Below are 23,967 nucleotides of genomic sequence, written 5' to 3' on the forward strand. Positions count from 1 at the left end.
TCGGGAGCAAAGAGCTTGTCAGGGCAGTGAGAGGATGAGTCAAGCCATCCTCGGGGCGGTGTTCCGTCTCCTGGTCGGAGCCAGAAGGACAGTGGCCCATCGTCGAGGAGAAACCCACCCGTGCGTCCCACCATCTCCAAGGAAGTGGCCGACTGTTGCTGGCCGGAGGGGACGCGTGACGAGGTGCTCGCGCGTCTGGCGGAGCACCCGCTCCACAGCACCAGCGCCACCAGGACCAGGAGGTGTGAGCAGGCGGGTCGTCGAGCCGCGTTTCCTTCAAGGCGCATGAACACCGTGACCCTCACGTCCCGAGCGGGCGGAAGTCGGCGCGGGGCACGCCCGGCACGGGGGCCTCGAAGGCGAACAGGTTTCCCTCCTCGGGCCGCTGGCGCTTCTCCTCCTCGCTCATCGTGTGATTGGCCGAGGTGACGAAGACCGTGCGCAGTCCCTCGCCTCCGAAGGCGGGCATGGTGGGGTACTGCACCGGCATGCGCACCTCTCGCTCCACGCGGCCCGAGGGATCGAATCGCACCACCTTCCCGGCCCCGTGGATGGCGCACCACACGAAGCCCTCACTGTCCACCGTGGCGCCATCCGGACCCGTGCCCTCGGTAATGCGCGCGAAGACGCGGAAGTTCGACGGCGTGCCCGTCTCCGTGTCGTAGTCCGAGGCCCAGATCGTCTTCTGTGACGTGTCGCCGTGGTACATGGTCCGCCCGTCCGGGCTCCACGTCATCGAGTTCGCCGTCTGCACGGGCGCCGTGCCCGGGTGCCACTTCCCCGCGCCGTCGTAGCGCCAGAAGGGAAGGGCGCGCGGCGCGTCGCTCGCGTCTCCGGGCTCGAGCGGCTCGTACATGGGCCCGGCCCACAAGCGGCCCTGCCGATCCACCCCGCCATCGTTGAAGACGAAGCGGCGCGAATCGAACGGCGCGGGCGCGAGGAAGCGCAGCGAGCCGTCGCCCAGGGTGAACTCGAACAGGCCGGTGCGCAGCGCCACCACGGCCCCGGTGGGCGTCAGGCCGAAGCAGCCGATCCACGCGGGCATCTTCCAGGCGGTGTCCTCGCCCGTCCTTGGATCGAAGGCATGCAGCGCGGGCTCGCGCAGACACACCCAGAACAGGCGGCCCGAGCGCTCATCCCAGACGGGGCTCTCGCCATTGAGGGCCCGGGCCCGAAGCACGCACCGCACCTGACTCGCTCCACTCATCCCGCGCCTCCCTAAAGGGGGGTTGAGCGCCCGGTTATATCGGCCCGCTCCGGCGAGCCGCCGCTCACGCGTCCTTCTGTCCGGGGGCCGACTCCTCGCCGAGGAAGTCCACCTGGAGTCCCCCGTACTCGGAGCGGCCCAGCTTCAGGCTCCAGCCGTGCAGCACCGTCACCCGCGAGGCGATGGCGAGCCCCAGCCCGTGTCCTCCCGGCCCGCGGGTGCGTGCCGCGTCGCCGCGCACGTGGCGCTCGAGGATGTGGGGCAGCTCGTGCTCGGGGATGCCGGGCCCGTCGTCCAACACGCGCAGGCGGAAGGTGGCGCCGGGCTCGCGCTCGAGCACCACCGCCACGTGGCCCCCTCGCGCGTTGTAGCGCACGGCGTTGTAGATGACGTTGCTCACCGCCTGCTCGATGAGGGTGTCATCCCCGAGGACGAGCACGGGCGGCTCGGGCACGGCGTGCTCCAACTGCACTCCCTGCTGGCGCGCGATGGGGCGGTGGCGGCCGATGCACCGGCCCACCAGGGCGTTGAGGTCCACCGGCGCGCGTTGCATCCCGGGCTCGCCCGCTTCCAGCCGGGCCGCGGCCCCCAGGTTGTGCAGGAGCGCCGCCATGTAGTGCGCCTCCTGGCTGGCCGCCGCGATGACCTCGCGCTCCACCGGCTCGCCTCGCGCCGCGCGCTGCTGCATCTCCGCCAGGTGCCCCTGGAGCACCGTGAGGGGGATCATCACGTCGTGGGTGGTGTTCTGCAGGAAGGAGCGCAGTGTCTGCTCGCGCTTCTCCTTCAGATCGATCTGCGCGTGGATGGCGCGGCCCGCCTCGTCGAAGGCGAGCGCCAGCTCGGAGATTTCATCGTCTCCGTGCACGGTGATGGGGCCCTGGTAGGTGCTGCGCACGAAGACCTTCACCTCGCCGGTGAGCTGGCGCAGGCGGCGCACCACCGGACCCAGCGCGAAGAGCACGCCCACGAGCGACATCACCGTGGGCAGCAGCCAGAACTCCGGCGGAATGGGCGAGTACCAGGAAGGCCCCGGTCCGGGGCGCTCCGACATCCGCACGAGCACGAAGGCGCACGGTCCGCTGTTCCAGGGCATGCGCACGAGCACGTCCCGGGCGTCATTGGGTCCTCCCCAGCCGAGGGCCTGGCCGGCCACGTCCTCACCCTGCCGCATGGCGCGCGCGAGCGAGGGCTCCAACGGGGGGGCCTGGGCGTTGCGGGCCGTGAGGTTCGGGTCGTACGCGAACAGCCGCGTGTTGCCCCGGGGCCCGCGGAGCCGGGGTGGGGGCCCCCAGCCTCTCTCGGGAGGAGGGCCCTTGGGGCGCTCGGGTGGGGGAGGACGCGGGGCGCGCGAGCCCTCGACGCTCCAGGTGTCCGGGGTGGCCTCGCACTGCTCGCGTCCCTCGCCGGTCATGTGCGCGAGGGCGTACTCGGACAGGGCGGTCTCCACGGCGCGCGTCTCGAGGACCAGGTGGATCCACCCCATGCAGAGCGCGACGGGGATGGCCACCGCCACGGTGGTGAGGGCCAGCCGCATGCGCAGCTTCACGTGTCGTCTCCCTCGCCGAGCCGGTAGCCGATGCCCCACACCGTCTCGATGTGCTTGCCGGGGCCGAGCTTGCGCCGCAGCCGGGACACGTGCACGTCCAGGGTGCGCTCGGTGCCCTCGCGCTCGGGGTCCAACACGTGCTCGGCGAGCCACTGCCGCGTCACCGAGGCGCCGCGCCGCCGGGCCAGCGCGGCGAGCAGATCGAACTCCACGCGGGTGAGCTCCACGGGTTTGCCGAGCACGCGGACCTCGCGCGAGTCGAGATCCACCTGGAGCGAGCCGGCCTCCACGAGGCTCTGGCGTTGGAGCATGGGCCGGCGCAGCCGGGCGCGCACGCGCTCCACGAGCTCCTCGGGCCAGAAGGGCTTGGTCATGTAGTCATCGGCGCCGAGCTTCAGGGCGCGCACCTTGTCCGCGGTGTCGTTGCGCGCGCTGAGGATGAGCACTGGCACGTCCGAGGCGCCCTCGCGCAGCTCCCGGAGGATGTCCAGGCCGTAGGTGCCCGGCAGCATGAGGTCCAGGATGACGAGGCGATACGTGGACGCCTCGCCAGGTGGCAGGGGGCGGCCCACGGTCCACCAGGTGGGCTCGAAGCCGGCGCGCTCCAGACAGCCGGAGATCTGCGTGCCCAGTTGGGGATCATCCTCGATGAGCAGGAGTCGTTCTCCCATGGGTCCTGTCTCCTAGCGGACGAGTCGTAAGAGAATCTTAAGGCGGCGGCTTGCGGCCGGGGTCCGGCGGGGCCAGCAGGTGCTTACCGGGCGGACGGCTCGGGGATGCGGCGACGCGCGCCCGGTGGACCCGGGGGCGGACATGGCCGCTTGTCCGCGAGTGTAAGGGATTGAAGAGTTCGCGAGGAAAGCTCCCACGGATGTGCGGCTCTGGACAAAGAGCACTGGAGGGCCATGTCACACTGACAACGTCGTTTTTTCCCCATTTCCCTTCAGCGCGGAGGCCGGGCCATGTCGAGGGACATCCAGATGATGGACGTACACAAGACGAATCAACTGCTGGAGGCCATGAGGGCGCAGGTGGATCCGCTGGCGGACGAGGTCATCCAGGAGTTGTTCGCGCGGGGCGAGGTGGGCGCGGCGAATGTGTGGATGTCCTATCTGATGAGGCAGGGCTCGACGGGGATGGAGCGGGTGCCCGAGCCGCTGCGGAGCTACTGCGAGCGGAGCGGGCGGTTGCCGGCCTGGGTGGACCGCGAGCTGTTGAGCGAGGGCCAGGCGCTGTTCCACCGGTGTGGGCCGTTGTCGGTGGTGGCGCTGGTGGGGGCGGCACTGCCCACGTGCTACGCGGGGGCGCAGGGCGTGCAGGTGCTGCACCTGACGTCGCGCATGGAGACGGACATCTACCGCCGCATCGTGGAGACGGCGCAGATGGTGGTGGATGTGATGGGCCCGGGAGGATTGGAGGAGAACGGGTGGGGGATCCGGGACGCGCAGCGGGTGCGGCTGATGCATGCGGCCGTGCGCCATCTGGTGCGCAGGAGTGGACGGTGGGACGAGGCGTGGGGCCAGCCCGTCAACCAGGAGGACATGGCGGGCACGCTGCTGACCTTCTCGGTGGTGACGCTGCGCGCGCTGAGGAAGCTGGGCTACACGCCCTCGGCGCGCGAGGCGCAGGCGTACTACCACACGTGGCGGGTGGTGGGCTTCCTCATGGGCGTGGACGAGCGCCTGCTGCCCGCGAGCCTCGAGGAGGGCGAGCGCCTGGCGGACCTCATCTTCGGGCGGGTGTTCGCCCCCAGCGTGCAGGGCCGGGAGATGACGCGCGTGCTCATCGAGCGGTTGGATCACCTCGTGCCGGGCCAGGTGTTCGAGGGGTTGGCGGCCACGCTCATCCGTCACCTGGTGGGGGACGAGACGGCGGATCTGCTCGCGGTGCCGCCCTCGGACTGGTCGCACTCGGTGATGAAGCCGTTGTGGTTGCTGGGGTGGCTGGTGGAGGGCAGCGAGTGCAGTGAGTTGACGGCGAGGATGTGCGGGCTGTTCGGCCGCAAGCTGGTGGAGGGGCTGGTGTGGATGGGGCGGGGGGGTGGCAACCGGCCGCCGTTCCGCATTCCGGAGGTGCTGCAGGAGTCCTGGCGGGTCCGTGGCTCCGAGGAGCGTGCGAGGATGCGCGAGGAGCACGAATCCCTGCTGGAGAGATCGTCCGCGTGAACCCCTATGTGTTGCTGGGCATTTCGATTCTCATGGAGGTGGTGGCGACCTCCTCGTTGCGAGCGAGCGAGAGCTTCACCCGGCTGGTGCCGAGCGTCGTGGTGGTGATCGGGTATGGCACGGCCTTCTACGTGATGAGTCACGCGTTGAGGTCGCTGCCACTGGGGTTCTCGTACGCGGTGTGGAGCGGCGTGGGCACGGCCCTCACTGCCATGATTGGCTGGTTTTACTTCCGGGACGCGTTCCACTGGAGCGGGCTGGTGGGCATTGGCCTCATCATCGCGGGGGTGGTGGTGCTCAACGTCGGGGGGACGGTGCGGCACTGAGCGGGCGGTGTATTCTCGCGCGCCCATGCCTCCCGTGACTCTTCCCGAAGACTACCGACGCCATGTGACGGCGGCCCTGGCCGCGCTCGACGTGCGCAATCTGGTGCTGAGCCTGCACGACCCGAGTCTGCCGGGGGCGCCTGGGGAGGACGTGGGCCGGGGCTCGCCCTATGCGGCGGGGGGGCAGCGCTTCTTCGAGTTCGCGCGGGAGCTGGGTTTCACCGGCATCCAACTGGGCCCGCAGGGGCAGACGACGGAGGACAACCCCTCGCCGTATGACGGGACGCTTTTCTCGCGCAACGTGTTGAACGTGGCGCTGGGCGAGCTCATGCGGGAGGAGCCCTGGGGGGCGCTCTTGCGGCCCGAGCGGGTGCGCGCCGTCGCCGCGTCCCGGCCCGGTGGGGAGTCTCGTGTCCCGCACCGCCATGTCTTCCGGGTGCAGGAGGAGGCTCTGGAGGAGGCGTGGGAGACGTTCCAGTTCAAGCGGGCCCAGGCGCAGCCGGGCAGTGTCATCGCGCGGGTGGCCGAGCGCTTCGAGGACTTCCAGCGCGAGCATGGGCAGTGGTTGGAGCGGGACGCGCTCTATGACGTGTTGTGCCTGGAGCATGGCCGCTCGTACTGGCGGGAGTGGTCGAGCGAGTGGGACCGGAGGTTGTGGAATCCGCGTCCGAGCGAGGAGGGGGCGTTCGCCCATCGCCGGCAGGTGCTGCGCACGAAGCACGCGGCGCGGGTGGAGGCGTATGCCTTCCGGCAATTCCTCGTGCACGAGCAGCATCGGACGTTGCGCGAGCGCACGGCGGAGTGGGGCCTGAAGCTGTATGGGGATCTGCAGATTGGCTATTCGCCGCGGGACGCGTGGGCGTGGCAGGGGTTGTTCCTGGGTTCGTATCTGATGGGGGCGCCGCCCAGCCGCACCAATCCCGAGGGCCAACCGTGGAACTATCCGGTGTTGGATCCCTCGCGCTACCACGAGCCGCCCGGGCAGCCCCATGCCTACGAGCCGGTGGCGAAGCCCGGCCCGGTGTTGTGGTTCATGGCGGCGCGGGTGAACAAGATGCTGGCCGAGTACGACGGGCTGCGCATCGATCATCCGCACGGGCTGGTGTGTCCCTGGGTGTACCGGGCGGGGGAGCTGGAGCCGGTGCGCGCGGTGCAGAACGGGGCGCGGCTGTTCGCGTCACCGGACCTGGCGGATCATCCGGAGCTGGCGCGCTACGCGCTCGTGCCGCCGGAGGGGTTGGACCGCTCGGTGGCGCGCTACGCGGACGGGTGGGTGCGCGAGCTGACGCCGGAGCAGGTGACGCGCTACAGCGCGCTCTTCGACGCCATCATCGCGGCGGTACACGCGCAGGGGCGCCAGGTGTCGGACCTGCTGTGCGAGGTGCTCAGCACGATGCCGTATCCGCTGCGGCGGGTGCTGGAGCAGTACGGGCTGGGGCGCTTCCGGGTGACGCAGAAGGCGGACCTGACGAATCCGCGGGACGTGTACCGGGGAGAGAACGCCGAGCCCACGGACTGGATCATGCTGGGCAACCACGACACGAAGTCCATCTGGGCGTTGGCGGAGCGGTGGTTCAAGGTGGGCGAGGCCCAGGCGCAGGCGGACTACCTGGCGTGGCGGCTGCATCCCGAGGAGGAGGGACGGGAGGAATTCGCCCGGCGGCTGGTGGAGGAGCGGGGGATGCTGGTGCAGGCGAAGTTCGCGGACCTGTTCGTCAGCCGGGCGGAGAACGTGATGGTGTTCTTCGCGGACCTGTTGGGGCTGAAGGAGACGTACAACGCGCCCGGCACGGTGAGCGACGAGAATTGGAGTCTGCGCATTCCCCAGGAGTACCGGCGCGAGTATGGGGAGAAGCTCGGGCGCGACGAGGCGCTGAACCTGCCCGGGGCGTTGGCGCTGGCGCTGCGCGCGGTGAAGCCGGAGATGCAGCCGCTCATCGAGAACCTGGAGCGGCTGGCGGCGCGCTTGCGGCACGGGTAGGGCGTGGCACCCTCAGTGGCGCACGTCCACCACGATGCGGGTGGGGGCGTGCAGCTCGAGGACGCGGTAGGCCTGGGGCTGCTTCACGCCGAGCACCCAGGTGACCTCGCCCTCGAAGTCGCACGTCTGCTCCAGCTCCTGGAGCACGGGGAGGGCGGCGGTGCGCTCGCGGCTGGCGATGGTGGCCTGGCCGTTCTCGTGGGCCTGGGCGGGCTGGAGGCTCACCTGCAGGCGGCCCTGTCCGGCGACTTCCGTGGGGTCTCCGGAGCCGCAGCGGATGGCGGGCCCGTCGAGGTACTCGACGCGGTAGCCGGGCAGCGTCTCCCCGTCGAACTGGAAGACGACGCGGTCGAAGCCCTCGTTGCGCGCGGCGCGCACCTCGCGAAGTGTCGCGGCCTTCTGGCCGGAGCGCGGGACGTTCGTCTTCGCCTGGATCCACTCGGGCTCCTTCTCCGCCGGGGTGGGCGTGGCGGGAGGAGGGGGGGAGGCGGGCTCGGCGGCCGGGGCTGGCGCGCTCGGCGGGGGAGTGGCGGGAGGGGGCTGGGTCTTCGCGGGAGGAGTCGCGGGAGCGGGAGGCGCCGCTTCCTTGCAGCCCACGAGTGCGAGACAGGCCGCGAGTCCCACGGCCGACAGCGAACATCCCCTGCGCTTCATGCACGTCCTCCTGGTGGCCCCTGGGGCCAAGTGGAGGCCCGGTGTGTCACGGGGGACGTCCGGCAGCCAAGAAGGAAGGCGGAACGGGCCTGGCGCCCGTTCCGCCGGAGGGGACTCAGTCCTGCTGACGGGGAACGAACTGGCCGCGGATCTCGCCCCCCGGATTGTTCACGGTGTGGACGTTCACGTAGAACTGCCCGGCCTTGAAGGCCTCCTGCTCCTCGGAGCTGAGCTTACGGGTGCCCGAGAAGCTGCCGATGCGCAGGTCGGTGCCGGTGGTGACTTGGAGGCCGAAGACGATGCCTCCCGCCACGCTGGGCGCGCCCTGGTGGATGTGGACCGAGCTGCCAGACACCTCATGCAGGTCGCTCAACAAGCCGCTGAAGGTGCCCTGGACCTTGAGTTCACTGCCATCGAGTTCGGCGGTGGCGACGCCCGTGGCGTTGGTGTTCACCGCGGGCGCCTCGTTGGCACCCGACAATTGGGCGGTGGCGACGTAGGGCGCTCCTCCGCAGCCGACCAGCCCGACGAGTCCCACTCCCACCAGCATCCGCACCGCCTGACGCATCGTGTAACGCATGTTCATTGCTTCTCCTCTGTCTTCCACCTGGGTCCGGGCGGGTGCCCGGGATGGGCCGGGGACCCTGACCCTGAGTGTCGGTCCGTGTCTAGAGGACTTGCGGGCCTTCATCGATTCGGTGTGCGGGCAAGTGCCCGGTAGCGCACGGACTGCTTGGGCGGAGGCCACGTGGCGCGTATATCGTCGCCGCGACTCGTCGCACTTGGCGCTTCCCTGGAGTGTGAAACCCATGGCTCTTGATCTCAATCCCCTGTTTGGCCCCCGGCGGGACGACACCGTCGGCACGATGGCGCGAGGACTCCAGGGCAGTGAAATCCTCCGCATTGCGGCGGAGATCCGCGAACTGGTGGCGCAGGGCAAGCAGGTGTGCAACCTCACCGTGGGCGACTTCAGCCCTCGCGAGTTCCCCATCCCCGCGTCCCTGGGCGAGGGCATCGCCCAGGCGCTCAAGGCGGGCGAGACGAACTATCCGCCCTCGGACGGCATGCCGGCGCTGCGTCAGTCCGTGCAGCGCTTCTACGAGCGGGCGCTGGGCCTGAAGTACCCGCTGGAGGGCGTGCTCATCACCGCGGGCGCGCGGCCCATCATCTATGGCGTCTACCGCTCGGTGCTGGACGAGGGCGACACGGTCGTCTACCCGGTGCCCTCGTGGAACAACAACCACTACGCGCACATGATGGGGGCGCGGTCCGTGGAGGTGAAGACGGACGCCGAGCACGGCTTCATGCCCACGGTGGAGCAACTGGCGCCGCACCTGTCGCAGGCCCGGCTGTTGTGCCTGTGCAGTCCGCTCAACCCCACGGGGACGATGCTCTCCCCCGAGGCCATGAAGGCCATTGGCCAGCGCGTGGTGGAGGAGAACCGCCAGCGCGAGGCGCGGGGCGCCCGGCCCCTCCTGGTGCTGTTCGACCACATCTATTGGACGCTCACCTTCGGCCAGTCGCGGCATGTGACGCCGGTGGAGCTGGTGCCGGAGCTGGCGCCCTACACGGTGTTCGTGGACGGCATCTCCAAGGCTTTCGCCTCCACGGGCGTGCGCGTGGGCTGGGCGGTGGGAGCCCCGTCCATCATCTCGCGGATGAAGGACGTGCTGGGCCATGTGGGCGCCTGGGCTCCCAAGGCCGAGCAGGTGGCGGTGGCGCGCTTCCTGGATGACGCCCCGGCCGTGTCGGCCTACCTGGAGACGATGCGGCGGCGGGTGGACGAGCGGCTGACGGCGCTGCACCAGGGCTTCTCCGCGATGCGCGCGGCGGGTCTGCCCGTGCTGTCCATTGCTCCCCAGGGCGCCATCTACCTGTCGGTCCGCTTCGAGCTGATCGGCAAGGCGGGGCTGCGCACCAACACCGACATCCGCAAGCTCCTGCTGGAGAAGGCGGGCTTTGCGCTGGTGCCCTTCCAGGCCTTCGGCCTCATGGAGGACACCGGGTGGTTCCGCTTGTCGGTCGGGGCCGTGTCGGTGGAGGACATCCAGGCGGCGCTGCCCCGCGTGGAGGCGGTGCTGCGCGAGGTGGTGAAGTAGGCCCCACGCGCGAGCCCAGAAAAAAATGGGGGGTGCCTCGTTTGAAAGCGAGACACCCCCCACCATATTTGACCCCGACCGCTCCATCCTCCCCCTTGCGGCGGATGGGCATCGTTGGGTCGTCCGCCAGGACTCCCCGCCCCCGCGGGTCCTCCTGACGGCATCCTGGTACGGCATATGTCGTTGGTGGTGGGAGGCTCTACCAGCTGTAGATACCGCCCTCGTCCACCTCGTGAATCCCGGCACCGTGCTCGAACGAGGACGGGCCGAGACCACGCTCTCTGACGAGCACGATGGGAGCCAGCGCCAGCCGCGGTGCGCGAGACCGGAGCCGCGCCAGAGTGGTCACCCCCGTGACCACGCCGCGCAGTCCAGCCGTCACCTCGGCCTCTGTCAGTGCCGCCAACTGGCTTCGCTTCGCCCCCGCGAAGGACGCCAGCGCCGACACCTCCAGCCGATGGCTCCCATCGGGCTCGTGTTTCCCGGCCGTCCAGGACAGCCGGGTCAGAGTCTTCGCCACCGACGCGGAGTGCTCACCCCCCCGGTACAGCACGCCTCCCGCCCGTCCCTCGACCACCCCTTGGCTTCCGTGACGCGAAGCCCCCATCCCCTGTTCCACTTGCAGCTGCATGGTGTCCCGACCCCGTGGCTTGCTCGTGAGCGCGTTGGTGACAGGCGCGGATATTGACCAAAACGCGCCGGCGAGTTTTCCACGCGGACGACAACCGCTTGCGCGAAGGCGCCAACCCGGGAACCGAGCGCCATCCTGGAGGGGCGAGGCCCTCGATTTTCACTCTCAGCGGACCTCTGGCGGCCTGCTTGCCTGCTCTCCAGCGGGAAGACCCCTGGGCTGAACGGACTTGCAGGTGAAAGGGAGCGGCGCGGGGTATGGTCGGGGGGACCGGGACGCCGGTGGGAGACGCCAGTGAGGTGGGATGAGCATGGGTGAGGGAGCGCGGGGTGTGATGGCCGTGGTGGCGGAGAAGCCCTCCATGGCGCGCGACATCGCCCGGGCGTTGGGCGCGCGCGAGCAGGGGGAGGGGTGCTTCCGCGGCAACGGCTACGTGGTGACGTGGGCCATCGGCCACCTGGTGGGACTGGCGCAGCCGCACGAGATGCGGCCCGAGTGGAAGCGCTGGCAGCGCGAGCTGCTGCCCATGCTGCCGGGCGACTGGCCGCTGGTGGTGGAGGAGAAGACGGCGAGCCAGTTCCAGGTGGTGCGCCGGGTGATGAACGCCCCCGAGGTGGACGGCGTGGTGTGCGCGACGGACGCCGGGCGCGAGGGCGAGCTCATCTTCCGCTACATCTACGAGGCGGCCGGGTGCCGCAAGCCGGTGCGGCGGCTGTGGGTGTCCTCGCTGACGGAGGGCGCCATCCGCGAGGGCTTCCGCACGCTCAAGCCGGGGCGGGACTACGAGCCCCTGGCGGACGCGGCCCGGGGCCGCAGCCGGGCGGACTGGCTGGTGGGGATGAACCTGTCGCGCCTGTACACGCTCGCCTGCGGGGACACGTTCTCGGTGGGGCGGGTGCAGACGCCCACGCTGGCCATGGTGGTGGAGCGCGAGCTGGCCATCCGCGACTTCGTCCCCCAGGAGTACCTGGAGGTGCTCGCCACCTTCGACCCGGCGGGCCCCGAGGCGCCGGGCCGCTACCAGGGCACCTGGTTCCGCCCCGCGCTCCCCGGCAAGGAGAAGGAGTGGGACGCGCGCGAGGCCCGGCGCCTGCCCGCGGATGGCGAGGAGGCGCGCGCGGTGGTGGCGCGCGTGAAGACGGGCCGCGCCGTCGTGGAGTCCATCACCTCCGAGACCAAGCGCATGGCGCCGCCGCTGCTCTACGATCTCACCGAGCTGCAGCGCCACGCCAACCGCCTGTATGGCTACAGCGCCCAGCGCACCCTGGAGCTGGCGCAGGCGCTCTACGAGAAGCACAAGCTGTTGAGCTACCCCCGTACCTCCAGCCGGCACCTGTCCCAGGAGATCGCCCGTACCCTGCCGCAGGTGGTGGACGCCATCCGCGCCCCCTGGGAGGCCCAGCTCGCGCCGGGCACCGGCACGCGCGCGCTCGGCCGCCGCTTCGTGGACGACGCGAAGGTGACGGACCACCATGCCCTCATCCCCACGACGACCCCACCCGGGGACGCGCGGCTGTCCGTGGAGGAGCGCAACATCTACGAGCTCGTCTGCCGGCGGCTGCTCGCGGCATGGCACGAGGACTTCGTCTGGTCGGTGACGACCGTCATCACCGCCGTCTCCTCGCCGGGCGTGGACCCCGCCGTGCCCACGGTGGATCGCTTCCACAGCGCGGGCACCCTCGTGGAGCGTCAGGGCTGGAAGGTGCTGGACGTGGGCGGTGGACAGCGCGCGCCCAAGCCCCGCGAGGCGGCCAAGGCGAAGAAGGACGGCGAGGCCGAGGCGGAGGAGCCCGAGGACGAGCAGGAACTGCCCCCGGGGCTCGTGAAGGGCCTGGCGCGCACGGTGCGCGACGTGAAACCGGTGTCCAAGCGGACGCGGCCTCCCCCCCGGCTCTCGGACGCGAGCCTGCTCACGGCGATGGAGACGGCGGGGCGCACGCTCGACGACAAGGAGCTGGCGGACGCGATGCGCGAGTCGGGTCTGGGCACCCCCGCCACGCGCGCCGCCATCATCGAGACGCTGCTGGACCGGGGCTACCTCGTGCGGCGCGGCAAGTCGTTCGAGGCGACGGAGAAGGGCATCGGCCTCATCCGCGTGGTGCACCCGGACGTGAAGAGCCCGGCGATGACGGGCCAGTGGGAAGCCTGGTTGCGGCGCATCGAGGGCGGCAGCGGGGACCTCGACTCCTTCCTTCGCGGCATCGAGGCCTATGTCATCGAGGTGGTGGGCAAGGTGCCTCCCTCCATCTCCCTGCCGCCCGGAGCCCTCTCCCCTCCATCGCGCCCCTCCCTGGCCGTGGCCTCCGACCCGGCTCCCAGAGCCGCCCCCGTGAAGAAGGGCAAGCGCGCGAGCACCCCGGGCGACCCCCCCGCGTCCTCCCCGCTCCGGCAGCCCGCGCTCGCCCTGCCCGGCACCGTCCGGCCCGAGCGCACGGTGCGTCCGCGCACGCCTCCCTCCGAGCTGCGCGGCCTGCTCAAGGCCGTGTTCGGCTTCCCGGACTTCCGCCCGTACCAGGAGGCGGTGTGCCGCACGGCCACCGAGGGCAAGGATCTGCTGCTGGTGATGCCCACCGGCGCGGGCAAGTCGCTGTGCTACCAGTTGCCGGGCCTCGCGCGCGCCGGGACGACGCTGGTCATCAGCCCCCTCATCGCCCTCATGGAGGACCAGGTGGCGCGCTTGCAGTCCCTGGGGCTCGCGGCGGATCGCATCCACTCCGGACGCGATCGCGCCTCGTCGCGCCAGGTGTGCGCGGACTATCTCGAGGGCCGGCTGGACTTCCTCTTCATCGCTCCCGAGCGGCTCGGCGTGCCGGGCTTCGTGGAGCTGCTCGCCCGGCGCACCCCCGCGCTCGTGGCGGTGGACGAGGCACACTGCATCTCCCAGTGGGGACATGACTTCCGTCCCGACTACCGGCTCCTGGGTGCCCGGCTGCCCATGCTGCGCCCCGCTCCCGTCATCGCCCTCACCGCCACGGCCACCCCCGACGTCCAGCGCGACATCCTCCAGCAACTGGGCCTCGAGGGCGCCGGCAGCGCGCCCGCCCGCACCTTCATCCACGGCTTCCGGCGCACCAACATCTCCATCGAGGTGCGCGAGCTCAACCCGAGCCAGCGCCCCGACGCCATCCGCGAGCTGCTCGCCGAGCCCTCCCACCGTCCCGCCATCGTCTACGCCGCCACGCGCAAGCACGCCGAGCTGTACACCGAGCGGCTCGGCGCGGACTTCCGCACGGGCACCTACCACGCGGGCATGAGTGCCTCGGAGCGCGACGCCGTGCAGACGGCCTTCCTCGGCGGGCGGCTGGAGGTCATCGTGGCGACGACCGCCTTCGGCATGGGCATCGACAAGGCGGACGTGCGCACCGTGGTGCATGCCGCGCTGCCCGCCAGCCTCGAGGGCTACTACCAGGAGCTGGGCCGCGCGGGCCGCGATGGTCTGCCCTCGCGCGCGGTGCTGCTGCACGGCTTCATCGACCGGCGCACCCACGAGTTCTTCCACCAGCGCGACTACCCCGAGCCCGCCGTGCTCGAGCGGCTCTACCGCGCCGCGCGCGAGGAGCCCGAGCCCAAGGAGGCGCTCGCGGCCCGGGTGCGCATGGAGTCGGACGTCTTCGACAAGGCGCTCGAGCAGTTGTGGATCCACGGCGGGCTGGAGCTGTCCCCGGACGAGTCCGTGCGCCAGGCCAAGCCCGGCTGGAAGACGTCCTACACGGCGCAGCGCGCGCACAAGCAGGCGCAGCTCGAGCACATGGCCCGCTACGCCGAGGCGCACGGCTGCCGGATGAAACACCTCGTGGCGCACTTCGGCGACGTGCAGGACTCGGGCGCCGCCTGCGGCCTGTGCGACGTGTGCGCCCCCCAGGACTGCGCCACCCTGCGCTTCGGCGCGCCCTCCGCCGCCGAGACCCAGGCGCTCACCCGCATCCTCGGCGCGCTCCACGAGCGCGATGCCCAGGCCACCGGCCGGCTCCACCGGGAGCTGTTCGGCGAGGCGCTCCCCCGCCGCGACTTCGAGCGCCTGCTCGGGGGTCTCGTGCGCGCCGGGCTCGTGCGGCTGTCCGAGGACACCTTCGACAAGGACGGCCAGAGCATCTCCTTCCAGCGCGTGGCGCTCACCCCCGAGGGCCGCCGGACCCATGCTCCCGCCGCGGGCCTCGTGCAACTGCCGCTGCCCCCCGAGGAGGCTCCCGCTCGCGGACGACGGAACTCCCGCGCCCCGGCCAGGAAGCCCCGGGCCAGCCGCCGGGGCTCGCGCCGCAAGAGCCCGGCCCGGTCCGAGCTCGAATACGAGGCGGCCGAGCCGTCGCCATCCACCCCCCAGGCCCCTCGCGGCCGTGAGGCCCTGTCGCGCGCCCTGGAGCGCTCTCGCTCGCGGCGCGCGGGGACGGCTCCGGGCGTGGATGGCGCCCCGCCCCAGCTCGTGGAGGCGCTCAAGGCCTGGCGTCTCACCGAGGCGCGCAGGCGCCGCGTGCCCGCCTTCCGCATCCTCACCGACCGGGTGCTCGGGGCCATCGCCAGCGCCCGTCCCCGGGATGGTGCCGCCCTGCAGCGCATCCACGGGGTCGGTCCCACGCTCACCGAGCGCTATGGCGAAACCATCCTCGCGCTCGTGGGGCGCATGCCCGTCTGAGACTCCAGTCGGAGCCGTGTGTCCTGTGTCGGGGCGGGACGGCCGCTGACGGGCGTGTGTCTATGGGAAAGTGAGCATCGGCCCGGTGGGAGGGAGAGCACTTTCGCCGGGGATCCGCTTTTCTGTCGGGCGGAGCGCCGCTGGAGTGACAGGGAGGCCGTCCATGCCGCCGCAGAAGCTGGTGTTCGCCACCGCTGTCGAGGCGCTGTTCGTGCGCGAGCTGGGCGCCACCTTGTCGGGCGTGGGCCGCAGGCTGCTGCGCGACGTGGGGCTGGACCTGGAGCGCCCCCTCGAGGTCGCCTACCCCCTGGCGCAGTGGAAGGTCTTCCTGCACATCGCCGCCCAGGTGCTCTACCCGCACCTGCCCTCCGCCGAGGCCCACTGGTGGATGGGCATCCACTTCGTGGAAGGCTACCTCCAGACGTCCATGGGGCGCGTGCTGGCGGAGCTGGCGCCGGTGCTCGGCCCCCGCCGGATGCTCGAGCGCATCGGGGCGGACCTGAGCAGCGGCAACAACTTCAGCGAGGTTCGCCTGGTGGAGCACGCCCCCCGCTACGTCGAGCTGTGGATGAACGACGTCCTCGACGATTACTCCTCCTTCGCCGCCGGTCTCATCCTCCGCGCCCAGCAGATGGCCGGCGCGCGCAACGTGTTCGTGGATGTGTGGTCCTTCGATGGCACCGCCGGCACCTTCCTCATCCGCTGGCGCGACGCCCCTTCCCGCGCCCTGTTCGGATGACGAAACCGCCCCTGCCCGAAAGTCGGACACCCCTGTCCTGAGTGCAGACAGTGCGAGGGGGGCCCTCCAACCCCTCGGAAAGTGGACCCGCCGGGCGGGGGATGTCAGGGGGGTTTACATGTCTGGCAGTTTTTCCTGGAGCAAGAGCACTCCAGGCTTACCGCGTAAAAGAGGGAGGAGGGGGGCGTCTTCGAGGGGCGAGGGCGTTGGCCCGCGAGTTGCTCAAGGCCCGGGGCGCGTAGCCGCGGCGGGTGACCTCCGGCGGCTCGCGCCCCCTCGTTGTCCCCCTTGAGGAAGTTCAATGCGCAAGATTTCCATGGCGTTGCTGGCTGGTGCGGCTCTCGTTGGTTGCGGCGGTCCCGAGTCCGTCGAGGAGAGCGCTCGCATTCCGTCGTTCGAAGAGTTTCAGGCCTCGGCCATCAAGGACGAGGGCAACGTGTGGATCGTCAATGGCGACGAGGCGGTAGAGGACCTGCGCGCGTACTACGACGCCGTCGTGGCGCGTGGTGACGTGGGCGAGAGCACCGGTGGCCTGGCCGTGTACAACACCGGCAGCGACATCAAGTGGAGCGCCACCGCGGCCAAGAACATCACCTACTGCATCAGCAAGTCCTCCTTCGGCACGCGCTACAACACCGTGGTGAGCGCGATGAACAGCGCCACGGCCGCCTGGGAGGCCACGGCCAACGTCAACTTCGTGCACAACAGCTCCCTCGACACCAACTGCACCGCGTCGCAGACGGGCGTGGTGTTCGACGTGCGCATGGTGAGCGGCCAGTCCTACACGGCGCGCGCCTTCTTCCCCAACTCCAGCCGCGCGAGCCGCAACGTCCTCGTGGACAGCAGCGCCTTCGGCAACCTGGGCGTCTGGACGCTCACCGGCGTGCTGCGCCACGAGCTGGGCCACACGCTCGGCTTCCGCCACGAGCACACCCGCCTCTCCAGCACCGGCTGCTACGAGGACGCCAGCTGGCGCGCCCTGACGAGCTACGACGCCTCCTCCGTCATGCACTACCCCCAGTGCAAGGGCACCCAGAAGGGTGACCTCGTGCTGACGTCCTCGGACAAGACCGGCGCCCGCGCGCTCTACCCGTAAGCCCCTTCCCAGCTCCTCCTCCCGCTCGGGAGGAGGACGGGACATGACGAGGGCCGGAGGGGTTCTCGCTTCCCAGCACGGGGGCGGGGCCTTCCGGCCCTTCGTCTTTGCGGGGTTTTCTCGCCGCGCCGCGTCACGGGATTATCGGGGGTCATGTCGGGAATCTGGAGCCAGGGGCCGCAACTTCCGCCCGGGGGACTCGATAATTTCTTCGAGTTTGCGAATTTGAACCCCCTTTTCTGAGGAAATCCCCATGAGCTCCATCTCCCCCGTCCGGTCGCAGAACTACCAGATCAAGTGGGGCGACACCCTGTCGGGCATTGCCAAGAAGAACGGCACGACGGTGGACGCGCTCATGAAGGCCAATCCGCAGATCAAGGACGCGAACAAGATCTACGCGGGCAAGGGCCTGAACATCCCGGGCCGGGTGGACAGCTTCGAGCCGGCCAAGGGCGGCGGCAAGACGGGCGGCACGGGCGGCACGGGTGGCACGGGCTCCGCGCAGGGCACGGGCGGCACGGGCCCGGCGACGCGCGGTCCGGGCGGCAGCCCCTTCGACATCGCCAGGTCGCACCTGCAGAAGAACGCCGGCAGCCTCAAGCTGGAGAAGAACGGCGTGGGCGCGGACATGGATGACTGGGTGCCCAACAACGTCAACTGCGCCAACTTCGTCTCCGCGTGTCTGGAGCAGGCCGGGCAGATCAAGAACGGCCAGCACCACAACGCGGTGGTGGGCCTGCAGGCCAACCTGGACAAGGATCCCAACTTCAAGCGCGTGTCGCTCGCGAATGCCAAGCCGGGTGACGTGGTGAGCATGAAGACCCCGGGCGGCCACCACGTGGTGATGTACGCCGGCATGAAGGACGGCAAGCCCCAGTTCATCGGCTCCAACAACGTGAACAGCGATGGCTCGCAGCGCATCACCATGACGTCGATGAACTACCCCATCATGTCCATCCACCAGTACCAGGGCTGAGAAAGCCCACGCTCTGGAAGGACTCGCGCGGTGCCGGGGAGCCTCCCTGGCACCGCGTCGTCGTTTGGAGCGCTCAGTCCGTGACGACCGCCACCTGGTCGCCCGCGAGCACCAGCCGCACGGTGGACACCTCGGGCTCGCCGAAGTGCTCGTAGGCGGCGCGCTCGAGCTGGGGCACCAGGGCGGCGCGCAGGCCGCGCGCTCCCGTCTCGCGCTTGAGCGCCCGGGCCACCACCCACTCGCGCACCGCGGGCTCCACCACCAGCTCCAGCCCCTCGTGGGAGAACTCGCGCTGGTAGCCGCGCAGCACACTGTCCTCCAGGATGCTGCCCAACGTGGTCTCGTCCAGGGGCGCGAAGGAGACGATGCGGCTGAAGCGGCCGATGAGCTCCGGGATGAAGCCGTAGCGCGCGAAGGCCGCCGTCTGCTCCACCTGATCCTCGGTCACCTTCTCCGCGATGGCCGCCTCGCGCTTGCGCGCCTCGCGGCCGAAGCCCAGCCGCTCCTTCTGGCCGCCCAGCTCCTCCGCCGTGCCCTTGAGCCCGCTGAAGGCCCCGCACGCGATGAAGGTGAGCGCCGAGAGCTCCAGCGGCACGGGCGGGGTGCGGCTGGTGAAGCCGAAGTCCGGCGGGAAGTCCGCCCGGGGCGCGCTGAGCAGGTTGAGCAGGCTGCGCTGCACGCCAAAGCCGCTCACGTCCTTGGTGGTCTGCTGCCCGGCGAACCGCGCGTCGGAGCGGCTGGTGGCGAGCTTGTCGAACTCGTCCATGCAGATGGCGCCACAGGCCGCCCACTCCACGTCTCCGCCCGCCGCCTCGTACAGCCGCGAGAGCATCGTGGTCACGTCGTCCCCCACGTAGCCCGTCTCGGAGAACTGCGTGGCGTCCACGATGACGGTGGGCACGCCCAATATCTCCCGGAACAGCAGCTCCACGAGGAACGTCTTGCCGCTGCCCGTGGGCCCGAGGAACAGACAGTTCTCGCGCATCCCCGGCTCGGGGGGAATGCCCTCCAGGTGGATGCGCCGCAGCCGCTGCAGGTGCCGGTAGGCCAGCACCGACGCCGCGCGCCGTGCCTCCTGTTGTCCCCGGTAGCCCAGCTCCGACAGGCGCCGGTCTATGTCCCGAGGCGAGAGCACCTCCAGGGCGGCGACATGATCGCGAACGGATGCGTTGGGCTCGAAGGGGAGGACTCGACGTTCGGGGCGGAGGCTCATGCGGTGGGCGGCATCTTTCCGGTAGCCCCCGTCGGGGACAAGCGTTGCCTGCTCTGGCCGCCAGTGCCCGCCCGCTCTCGGAGGGGGCATCCACCGGACGTTCTCCAGGGTGACCAGTGAACATCTTCCACGGGGATGGACTCGCTCGGGCCTTCCATGCACGGAGCGGGTGGGTAAGTAGCCCTCCATGGACAAGACGAAGAAGGCGCGGACGGCGGTGCCTCGTCTGGGCGCGTGGGTGGAGCAGGGGGCGGGCGTGCGTTGGCGGGTCTGGGCTCCCGGACATCAGAAGCTCGAAGTGGTGTTGTTCGGGCCCCAGGGGCAGCCAGGCGACACGCTGCCCATGACTCGGGAGAGCGGTGACTTCTTCACCGCCACGCTCGCTGGGAAGGGCGCCGGCGTGCGCTACAAGCTCCGGGTGGATGGAGAGGGCCCCTTCCCGGATCCCTGGAGCCGCTCGCAGCCCGAGGGCGTGCATGGTCCCTCCGAGGTGGTGGTGCCCGACTTCGCCTGGAAGGACGGCGACTGGAAGGGGATCCACCCGGAGTCCCAGGTCATCTACGAGATCCACGTGGGCACGGCCACGCCCGAGGGGACCTTCGACGCGCTCATCCCCCGGCTGCGCGCCTTCAAGGAACTGGGGGTGACGACGCTGGAGCTCTTGCCGCTGGCGAGCGCTCCGGGCACGCGCAACTGGGGCTATGACGGCGTGTCGCTCTTCGCTCCCTCGGCCGTGTACGGCGGCCCCGAGGGCCTGCGGCGCTTCATCGACGCGGCGCACGCGCAGGGGCTCGGGGTGCTCATCGACGCCGTCTACAACCACTTCGGCCCGGACGGGAACTACCTGCGCTGCTACTCGCCCCACTACTTCACTGACCACCACCACACGCCCTGGGGCGATGCCATCAACTACGACGGCGAGGGCTCCGACGTGGTGCGCGAGCTGGTGCTCTCCAACGTGGACATGTGGATTGGCGACTACCACGCGGATGGCCTGCGCCTGGACGCGGCGCACGCCATCATCGACGACAGCTCGCCGCACCTGCTGGAGGAGATTCCCCGGCGGGCGCGGGCCGCGGCGCGGGGCCGGAGCGTGGTCGTCATCGCCGAGGACGATCGCAACGACACGCGCCTGGCGCGCCCCGTGGAGAAGAAGGGCCTGGGGCTGGATGGCATCTGGGCGGATGACATCCACCACCAGTTGCGCCGGGCCTTCGCCGGGGACAGCGAGGGCTACTACGCCGACTACACGGGCAGCGTGGAGGACATCGCGCGCACGCTGCGCCAGGGCTGGTTCTACGAGGGGCAGACGTCCCAGGTGCACAAGAAGACCCGGGGCACGCCCGCGAGCGAGCTGGAGCCGTGGCACTTCGTGCACTGCATCCAGAACCACGATCAGATTGGCAACCGGGCGCAGGGCGAGCGGCTGGGGGCGGATGTCTCTCCGGCGGCCTTCCGCGCCATGAGCACGCTGCTGTTGCTCTCGCCCTACACGCCCCTGCTCTTCCAGGGGCAGGAGTGGAACGCGAGCACGCCCTTCCTCTACTTCACCGACCACAACGCCGAGCTGGGCAAGCTCGTGACCGAGGGGCGGCGCAAGGAGTTCGCCGGCTTCTCGAAGTTCTCCGGCAGCGAGGTACCGGATCCCCAGGCGCTGGAGACCTTCACCCGCTCGAAGCTCGACTGGAACGAGGCGGGCAAGCCCGAGCATGCCGGGGTGCTCGCGCTCTACCGGGAGCTGCTGCGCCTGCGCGCCCAGGAGCCCATCCTCAAGGCCAACCGCCGGGGCTCCTTCGACGCGAGGCCCCTGGGGCAGAACGCGCTGGTGCTCGAGCGCCGGGGACCGGGAGGCGTGCTCCAGGTCATCGTCAACGTCAAGGGCGGCCTGGAGCACCGTCTGCCCGACGGCGCGCGCCTGGAGTTGTGGAGCGAGGAGTCCCGGTTCGGGGGCGCCTCCACTCACGCTCCGTTGAGCGGGGGAGTGCTCCGGCTCGACGGGCCCTCGGCCGCGCTGGTGCGTCTGGCGGGTTGAACGAAAGGCGAGACGCGAGGAGGGGAGCCGGGCAGGCGTACACGGGCATGGGAGGGGTGCTGTTCCATGCTAGGAGGTTTGGAGCCCGGCATCCCCCTTCCTGCTCGCGGCGAGCAAGCCATGATGGACACATCCCTTTCCCAGCAGATCTTCTCCTCTGGCGTTCCGAGCTTCGATCTGCTGCTGGGTGGCGGCATCCCCCGGCGCCAGTCGGTCATCATCACGGGAAACCCCGGCTGCGGGAAGACGATCCTCTGCGGTCAGATGGCCTTCCACACCGCCGCGCGCGGCATCCCCGTGGTGGTGGCCACCGTCACCTCCGAGCCCCACGACAAGCTGGTCCAGGCCCTCTCCGGCTTCTCCTTCTTCGATCGCGGGCTCTTGGGCGACAAGCTCTTCCTCATGAGCGCCTATGCCTCGCTCAAGAAGGGCGCCAAGGAGGCGCGCGACATCCTCTTGCACACCGTGCGCGAGCGCGGCGCCAAGCTGCTCTTCATCGACGGACTTCGCTCCATCCGCGACCTGTGGCAGGACGAGGCGAAGCTGCGCGAGTTCCTCTACGAGCTGGGCATCGGGCTGGCCGCGATGGACTGCATCGGGCTGTTCACCACCGAGTACTCCCTGGAGCAGTTGCTGGCGCTGCCGGAGGCCACGACGGTGGATGGCATCGTGGCGTTGGATGTCCTGCGCCAGGGAGGCAAGCGCCTGCGCCGGATGGAGGTGGTCAAGCTGCGCGGCCGGGAGCACCTGACCGGTGAGCACTTCATGCGGCTGGGGGCCGGGGGCGTGGAAGTCATCCCCCGCCTGGAGACCCAGGTGCCTTCCGACTCCGAGCGCGCCCCGTCCTCGAGCCGGTGCGGCTTTGGCCTGCCCGAGTTCGATGCCCTCCTGCATGGAGGCCTGCCCGTGCAGAGCACGACCCTGCTCGCGGGAAGCATGGGCATTGGCAAGACGCTGCTCGCCACACACTTCGCCGCGCAAGGGGCCCGGCAGGGGGAGAAGACGCTCTTCGCGTCCTTCTTCGAGTCCCCGGTGATGTCCGTCGTCCGGGCGCGGCGCATTGGCCTCGATGTGGCGGAGGACCTGTCACGCGGGGCGCTCAAGATGCTCCACTTTCCTCCGTCCGAGCAGGAAGCCGATGCCATCGCCCAGCGCCTCCTGGAGGAGGTGGCACGGCTGGGCGCGCAGCGGCTCGTGGTGGACGGTCTGTCGGAACTGGAGCGGTCCATCAGCGACCCCGAGCGCCGGCACATCTTCATGGCCGCGCTCAGCGTGCACCTGCGCCACGCCGGCGTGACGTCGCTGTTCACCAAGGAGGTGTCGAAGGTGGCTGGCACCGAGCTGGACTTCAATGACTCGCCCATCGCGATGCTCGGCGAGAACCTGGTGCTGCTGCGCTACGTGGAGTTGCGTGGGCGCATCCATCGTGTCCTGTCCATCCTCAAGATGCGCGACAGCCGGTACGACGGGGACCTGCGCGAGTTCGAGATCAATGACGAGGGCATCCGGGTGCTGGCGCCCATGCGCTCGGCGGAGGGGTTGTTGACGGGACAGGCCCGAGCCGTGGGCACGAGCATGGGTGGTGCGTCGTCATGAGCCTCGTCCTCATCGCCGAGGACGAGGACGCGATGCTCGACATCTTCGCGCAGATCGTGGAGGACATGGGCCACCGCACGCTTCGGGCCCACAACGGAGAAGAGGCCCTGCTGCTGGCCCGGACGCAGCCGCCGGATCTCGTGGTGAGCGACCACATGATGCCCCGGCGCACCGGCATGGAGCTGCTGCGCGAGTTGCGCGCGGACGCGGCGTTGCGCGAGGTGCCCTTCCTGCTGTTGAGCGCCGCGCGCCCGCCGGGCCTGGAAGAGGCCACCGCGTTTCTCGCCAAGCCCGTGGACCTCGACACCTTCGAGCGCGCGGTGCGCCAGGTGCTGCGCGTGCGTCCCCCGGACGTGGAGCCGCGGGCCAAGGCCCCCGCGGCGGACCCCGGCGGCGCCTTGCGCGAGGAGATGCTCAACTGGGTGGCGCATGAAATCAAGACGCCCCTGAGCTCCGCGCGGCTCAATGCCCAGATGCTGCTGCGCAGGCAGGCGGCGCGAGCGGACCCCGAGGAGCGCAGACACGCCGAGGTCATCCTGCGGCAGCTCGACCGGATGAATGGCCTCGTCACCTCCATCCTCGATGCGGCCCGCCTCTCCGATGGGAAGATGGTGCTGCGCCAGGAGCCCGGCGACTTCGCCTCGTTCCTCCAGGGCGTGGTGCAGGAGTGGCGGGAGCTTCAGCCCCAGGTGGACTTCTCCCTCGAGGGCGCGGAGCAGCCGCTCCCGCTCTCCTTCGATGCCGAGCGCGTGCGCAGCGTCCTCAACAACCTCTTGTCCAACGCGGTGAAGTACGGCGGCGCGGGCAAGCGCGTCGAGCTGGTGTTGTCGCTCTCGCCCGGGCTCGCCGTCGTTCACGTGCGGGACTGGGGCCAGGGCATCGCGGCCTCGGAGGTGCCCAACATCTTCAACCGCTTCCACCGCGCGGAGGGCTCGGGAGGCAGCGGGCACGGACTCGGCCTGTACATCGCCTCGGCGATCGCCCGGCTGCATGGAGGCTCGCTCAGCGCGAAGTCGAGCCTCGGCGAGGGCTCCACCTTCAGCCTGCGGCTGCCCCTCATGCGCTAGGCCGCGCGG

18 protein-coding genes are annotated in these 23,967 nt (G+C 70.3%); 11 read left to right on the forward strand and 7 right to left on the reverse strand.

All coding sequences use genetic code 11. The annotated features are described in order from the left end of the window. Positions 1 to 301: 301 nt before the first annotated feature. From F0U63_RS03945 to F0U63_RS03955, 3 genes are all read right to left on the reverse strand, one after another. Complete coding sequence (locus tag F0U63_RS03945) at positions 302 to 1,207, reverse strand: SMP-30/gluconolactonase/LRE family protein (protein ID WP_395843838.1); 906 nt, start codon at positions 1,205 to 1,207, stop codon at positions 302 to 304. A 64-nt stretch (positions 1,208 to 1,271) separates the two neighbouring features. Continuing rightward, positions 1,272 to 2,753, reverse strand: a complete 1,482-nt coding sequence (locus F0U63_RS03950) for a sensor histidine kinase (protein WP_395843840.1) — start codon at positions 2,751 to 2,753, stop codon at positions 1,272 to 1,274. After that, on the reverse strand, positions 2,750 to 3,424 hold the full coding sequence (locus F0U63_RS03955; protein WP_395843842.1) for a response regulator transcription factor: 675 nt from the start codon (positions 3,422 to 3,424) through the stop codon (positions 2,750 to 2,752). The genes F0U63_RS03950 and F0U63_RS03955 overlap by 4 nt, the downstream gene beginning before the upstream one ends. A gap of 291 nt (positions 3,425 to 3,715) precedes the next feature. Here F0U63_RS03955 and F0U63_RS03960 point away from each other — a divergent pair, with 291 nt between their 5' ends. The 3 genes from F0U63_RS03960 to F0U63_RS03970 are packed head-to-tail and all read left to right on the forward strand — an operon-like array spanning position 3,716 to position 7,225. Further along, positions 3,716 to 4,918 (forward strand): oxygenase MpaB family protein, encoded by a 1,203-nt coding sequence (locus F0U63_RS03960; RefSeq protein WP_395843844.1) that lies wholly within the window; start codon positions 3,716 to 3,718, stop codon positions 4,916 to 4,918. Then, complete coding sequence (locus F0U63_RS03965; protein WP_395843846.1) at positions 4,915 to 5,244, forward strand: DMT family transporter; 330 nt, start codon at positions 4,915 to 4,917, stop codon at positions 5,242 to 5,244. Before F0U63_RS03960 ends, F0U63_RS03965 begins: the two co-directional genes overlap by 4 nt. A gap of 25 nt (positions 5,245 to 5,269) precedes the next feature. Next, positions 5,270 to 7,225, forward strand: coding sequence for a 4-alpha-glucanotransferase (locus F0U63_RS03970; protein WP_395843848.1), 1,956 nt, complete (start codon positions 5,270 to 5,272; stop codon positions 7,223 to 7,225). A gap of 12 nt (positions 7,226 to 7,237) precedes the next feature. Here F0U63_RS03970 and F0U63_RS03975 read toward each other — a convergent pair whose 3' ends face one another. Further along, positions 7,238 to 7,879, reverse strand: a complete 642-nt coding sequence (locus F0U63_RS03975) for a hypothetical protein (RefSeq protein WP_395843850.1) — start codon at positions 7,877 to 7,879, stop codon at positions 7,238 to 7,240. 115 nt (positions 7,880 to 7,994) lie between these two features. Beyond that, complete coding sequence (locus F0U63_RS03980; protein ID WP_395843852.1) at positions 7,995 to 8,465, reverse strand: CHRD domain-containing protein; 471 nt, start codon at positions 8,463 to 8,465, stop codon at positions 7,995 to 7,997. 223 nt (positions 8,466 to 8,688) lie between these two features. On the opposite strand from F0U63_RS03980, the gene F0U63_RS03985 reads away from it, so the two are divergent. Continuing rightward, positions 8,689 to 9,978: a pyridoxal phosphate-dependent aminotransferase gene (locus F0U63_RS03985; protein WP_395843854.1), complete on the forward strand. Its 1,290-nt coding sequence runs from the start codon at positions 8,689 to 8,691 to the stop codon at positions 9,976 to 9,978. 199 nt (positions 9,979 to 10,177) lie between these two features. On the opposite strand, the gene F0U63_RS03990 is transcribed toward F0U63_RS03985, so the two are convergent. Further along, on the reverse strand, positions 10,178 to 10,498 hold the full coding sequence (locus F0U63_RS03990) for a hypothetical protein (protein WP_395843856.1): 321 nt from the start codon (positions 10,496 to 10,498) through the stop codon (positions 10,178 to 10,180). 415 nt (positions 10,499 to 10,913) lie between these two features. On the opposite strand from F0U63_RS03990, the gene F0U63_RS03995 reads away from it, so the two are divergent. From F0U63_RS03995 to F0U63_RS04010, 4 genes are all read left to right on the forward strand, one after another. Continuing rightward, a complete protein-coding gene (locus F0U63_RS03995; protein ID WP_395843858.1) occupies positions 10,914 to 15,239 on the forward strand; it encodes a DNA topoisomerase 3 in 4,326 nt (1,441 codons plus the stop codon). A gap of 163 nt (positions 15,240 to 15,402) precedes the next feature. Next, on the forward strand, positions 15,403 to 15,978 hold the full coding sequence (locus tag F0U63_RS04000; RefSeq protein ID WP_395843860.1) for a DUF2378 family protein: 576 nt from the start codon (positions 15,403 to 15,405) through the stop codon (positions 15,976 to 15,978). A 301-nt stretch (positions 15,979 to 16,279) separates the two neighbouring features. Next, positions 16,280 to 17,074, forward strand: coding sequence for a M57 family metalloprotease (locus F0U63_RS04005; RefSeq protein ID WP_395843862.1), 795 nt, complete (start codon positions 16,280 to 16,282; stop codon positions 17,072 to 17,074). 253 nt (positions 17,075 to 17,327) lie between these two features. Next, complete coding sequence (locus tag F0U63_RS04010; RefSeq protein ID WP_395843864.1) at positions 17,328 to 18,050, forward strand: LysM peptidoglycan-binding domain-containing protein; 723 nt, start codon at positions 17,328 to 17,330, stop codon at positions 18,048 to 18,050. 73 nt (positions 18,051 to 18,123) lie between these two features. Here F0U63_RS04010 and F0U63_RS04015 read toward each other — a convergent pair whose 3' ends face one another. Then, on the reverse strand, positions 18,124 to 19,263 hold the full coding sequence (locus F0U63_RS04015) for an AAA family ATPase (RefSeq protein WP_395843866.1): 1,140 nt from the start codon (positions 19,261 to 19,263) through the stop codon (positions 18,124 to 18,126). A gap of 187 nt (positions 19,264 to 19,450) precedes the next feature. Between F0U63_RS04015 and treZ the strand changes: the two genes are divergently transcribed. From treZ to F0U63_RS04030, 3 genes are all read left to right on the forward strand, one after another. After that, positions 19,451 to 21,295, forward strand: a complete 1,845-nt coding sequence (treZ, locus tag F0U63_RS04020; protein WP_395843868.1) for a malto-oligosyltrehalose trehalohydrolase — start codon at positions 19,451 to 19,453, stop codon at positions 21,293 to 21,295. A gap of 120 nt (positions 21,296 to 21,415) precedes the next feature. Then, entirely contained in the window at positions 21,416 to 22,891 is a 1,476-nt protein-coding gene (locus F0U63_RS04025) for an ATPase domain-containing protein (RefSeq protein ID WP_395843870.1), read from the forward strand. Further along, complete coding sequence (locus F0U63_RS04030) at positions 22,888 to 23,958, forward strand: ATP-binding protein (RefSeq protein ID WP_395843872.1); 1,071 nt, start codon at positions 22,888 to 22,890, stop codon at positions 23,956 to 23,958. The genes F0U63_RS04025 and F0U63_RS04030 overlap by 4 nt, the downstream gene beginning before the upstream one ends. The last annotated feature ends 9 nt before the right edge of the window (positions 23,959 to 23,967 follow it).

Source organism: Cystobacter fuscus, assembly GCF_044360685.1.
GTDB lineage: Bacteria > Myxococcota > Myxococcia > Myxococcales > Myxococcaceae > Cystobacter > Cystobacter fuscus_C.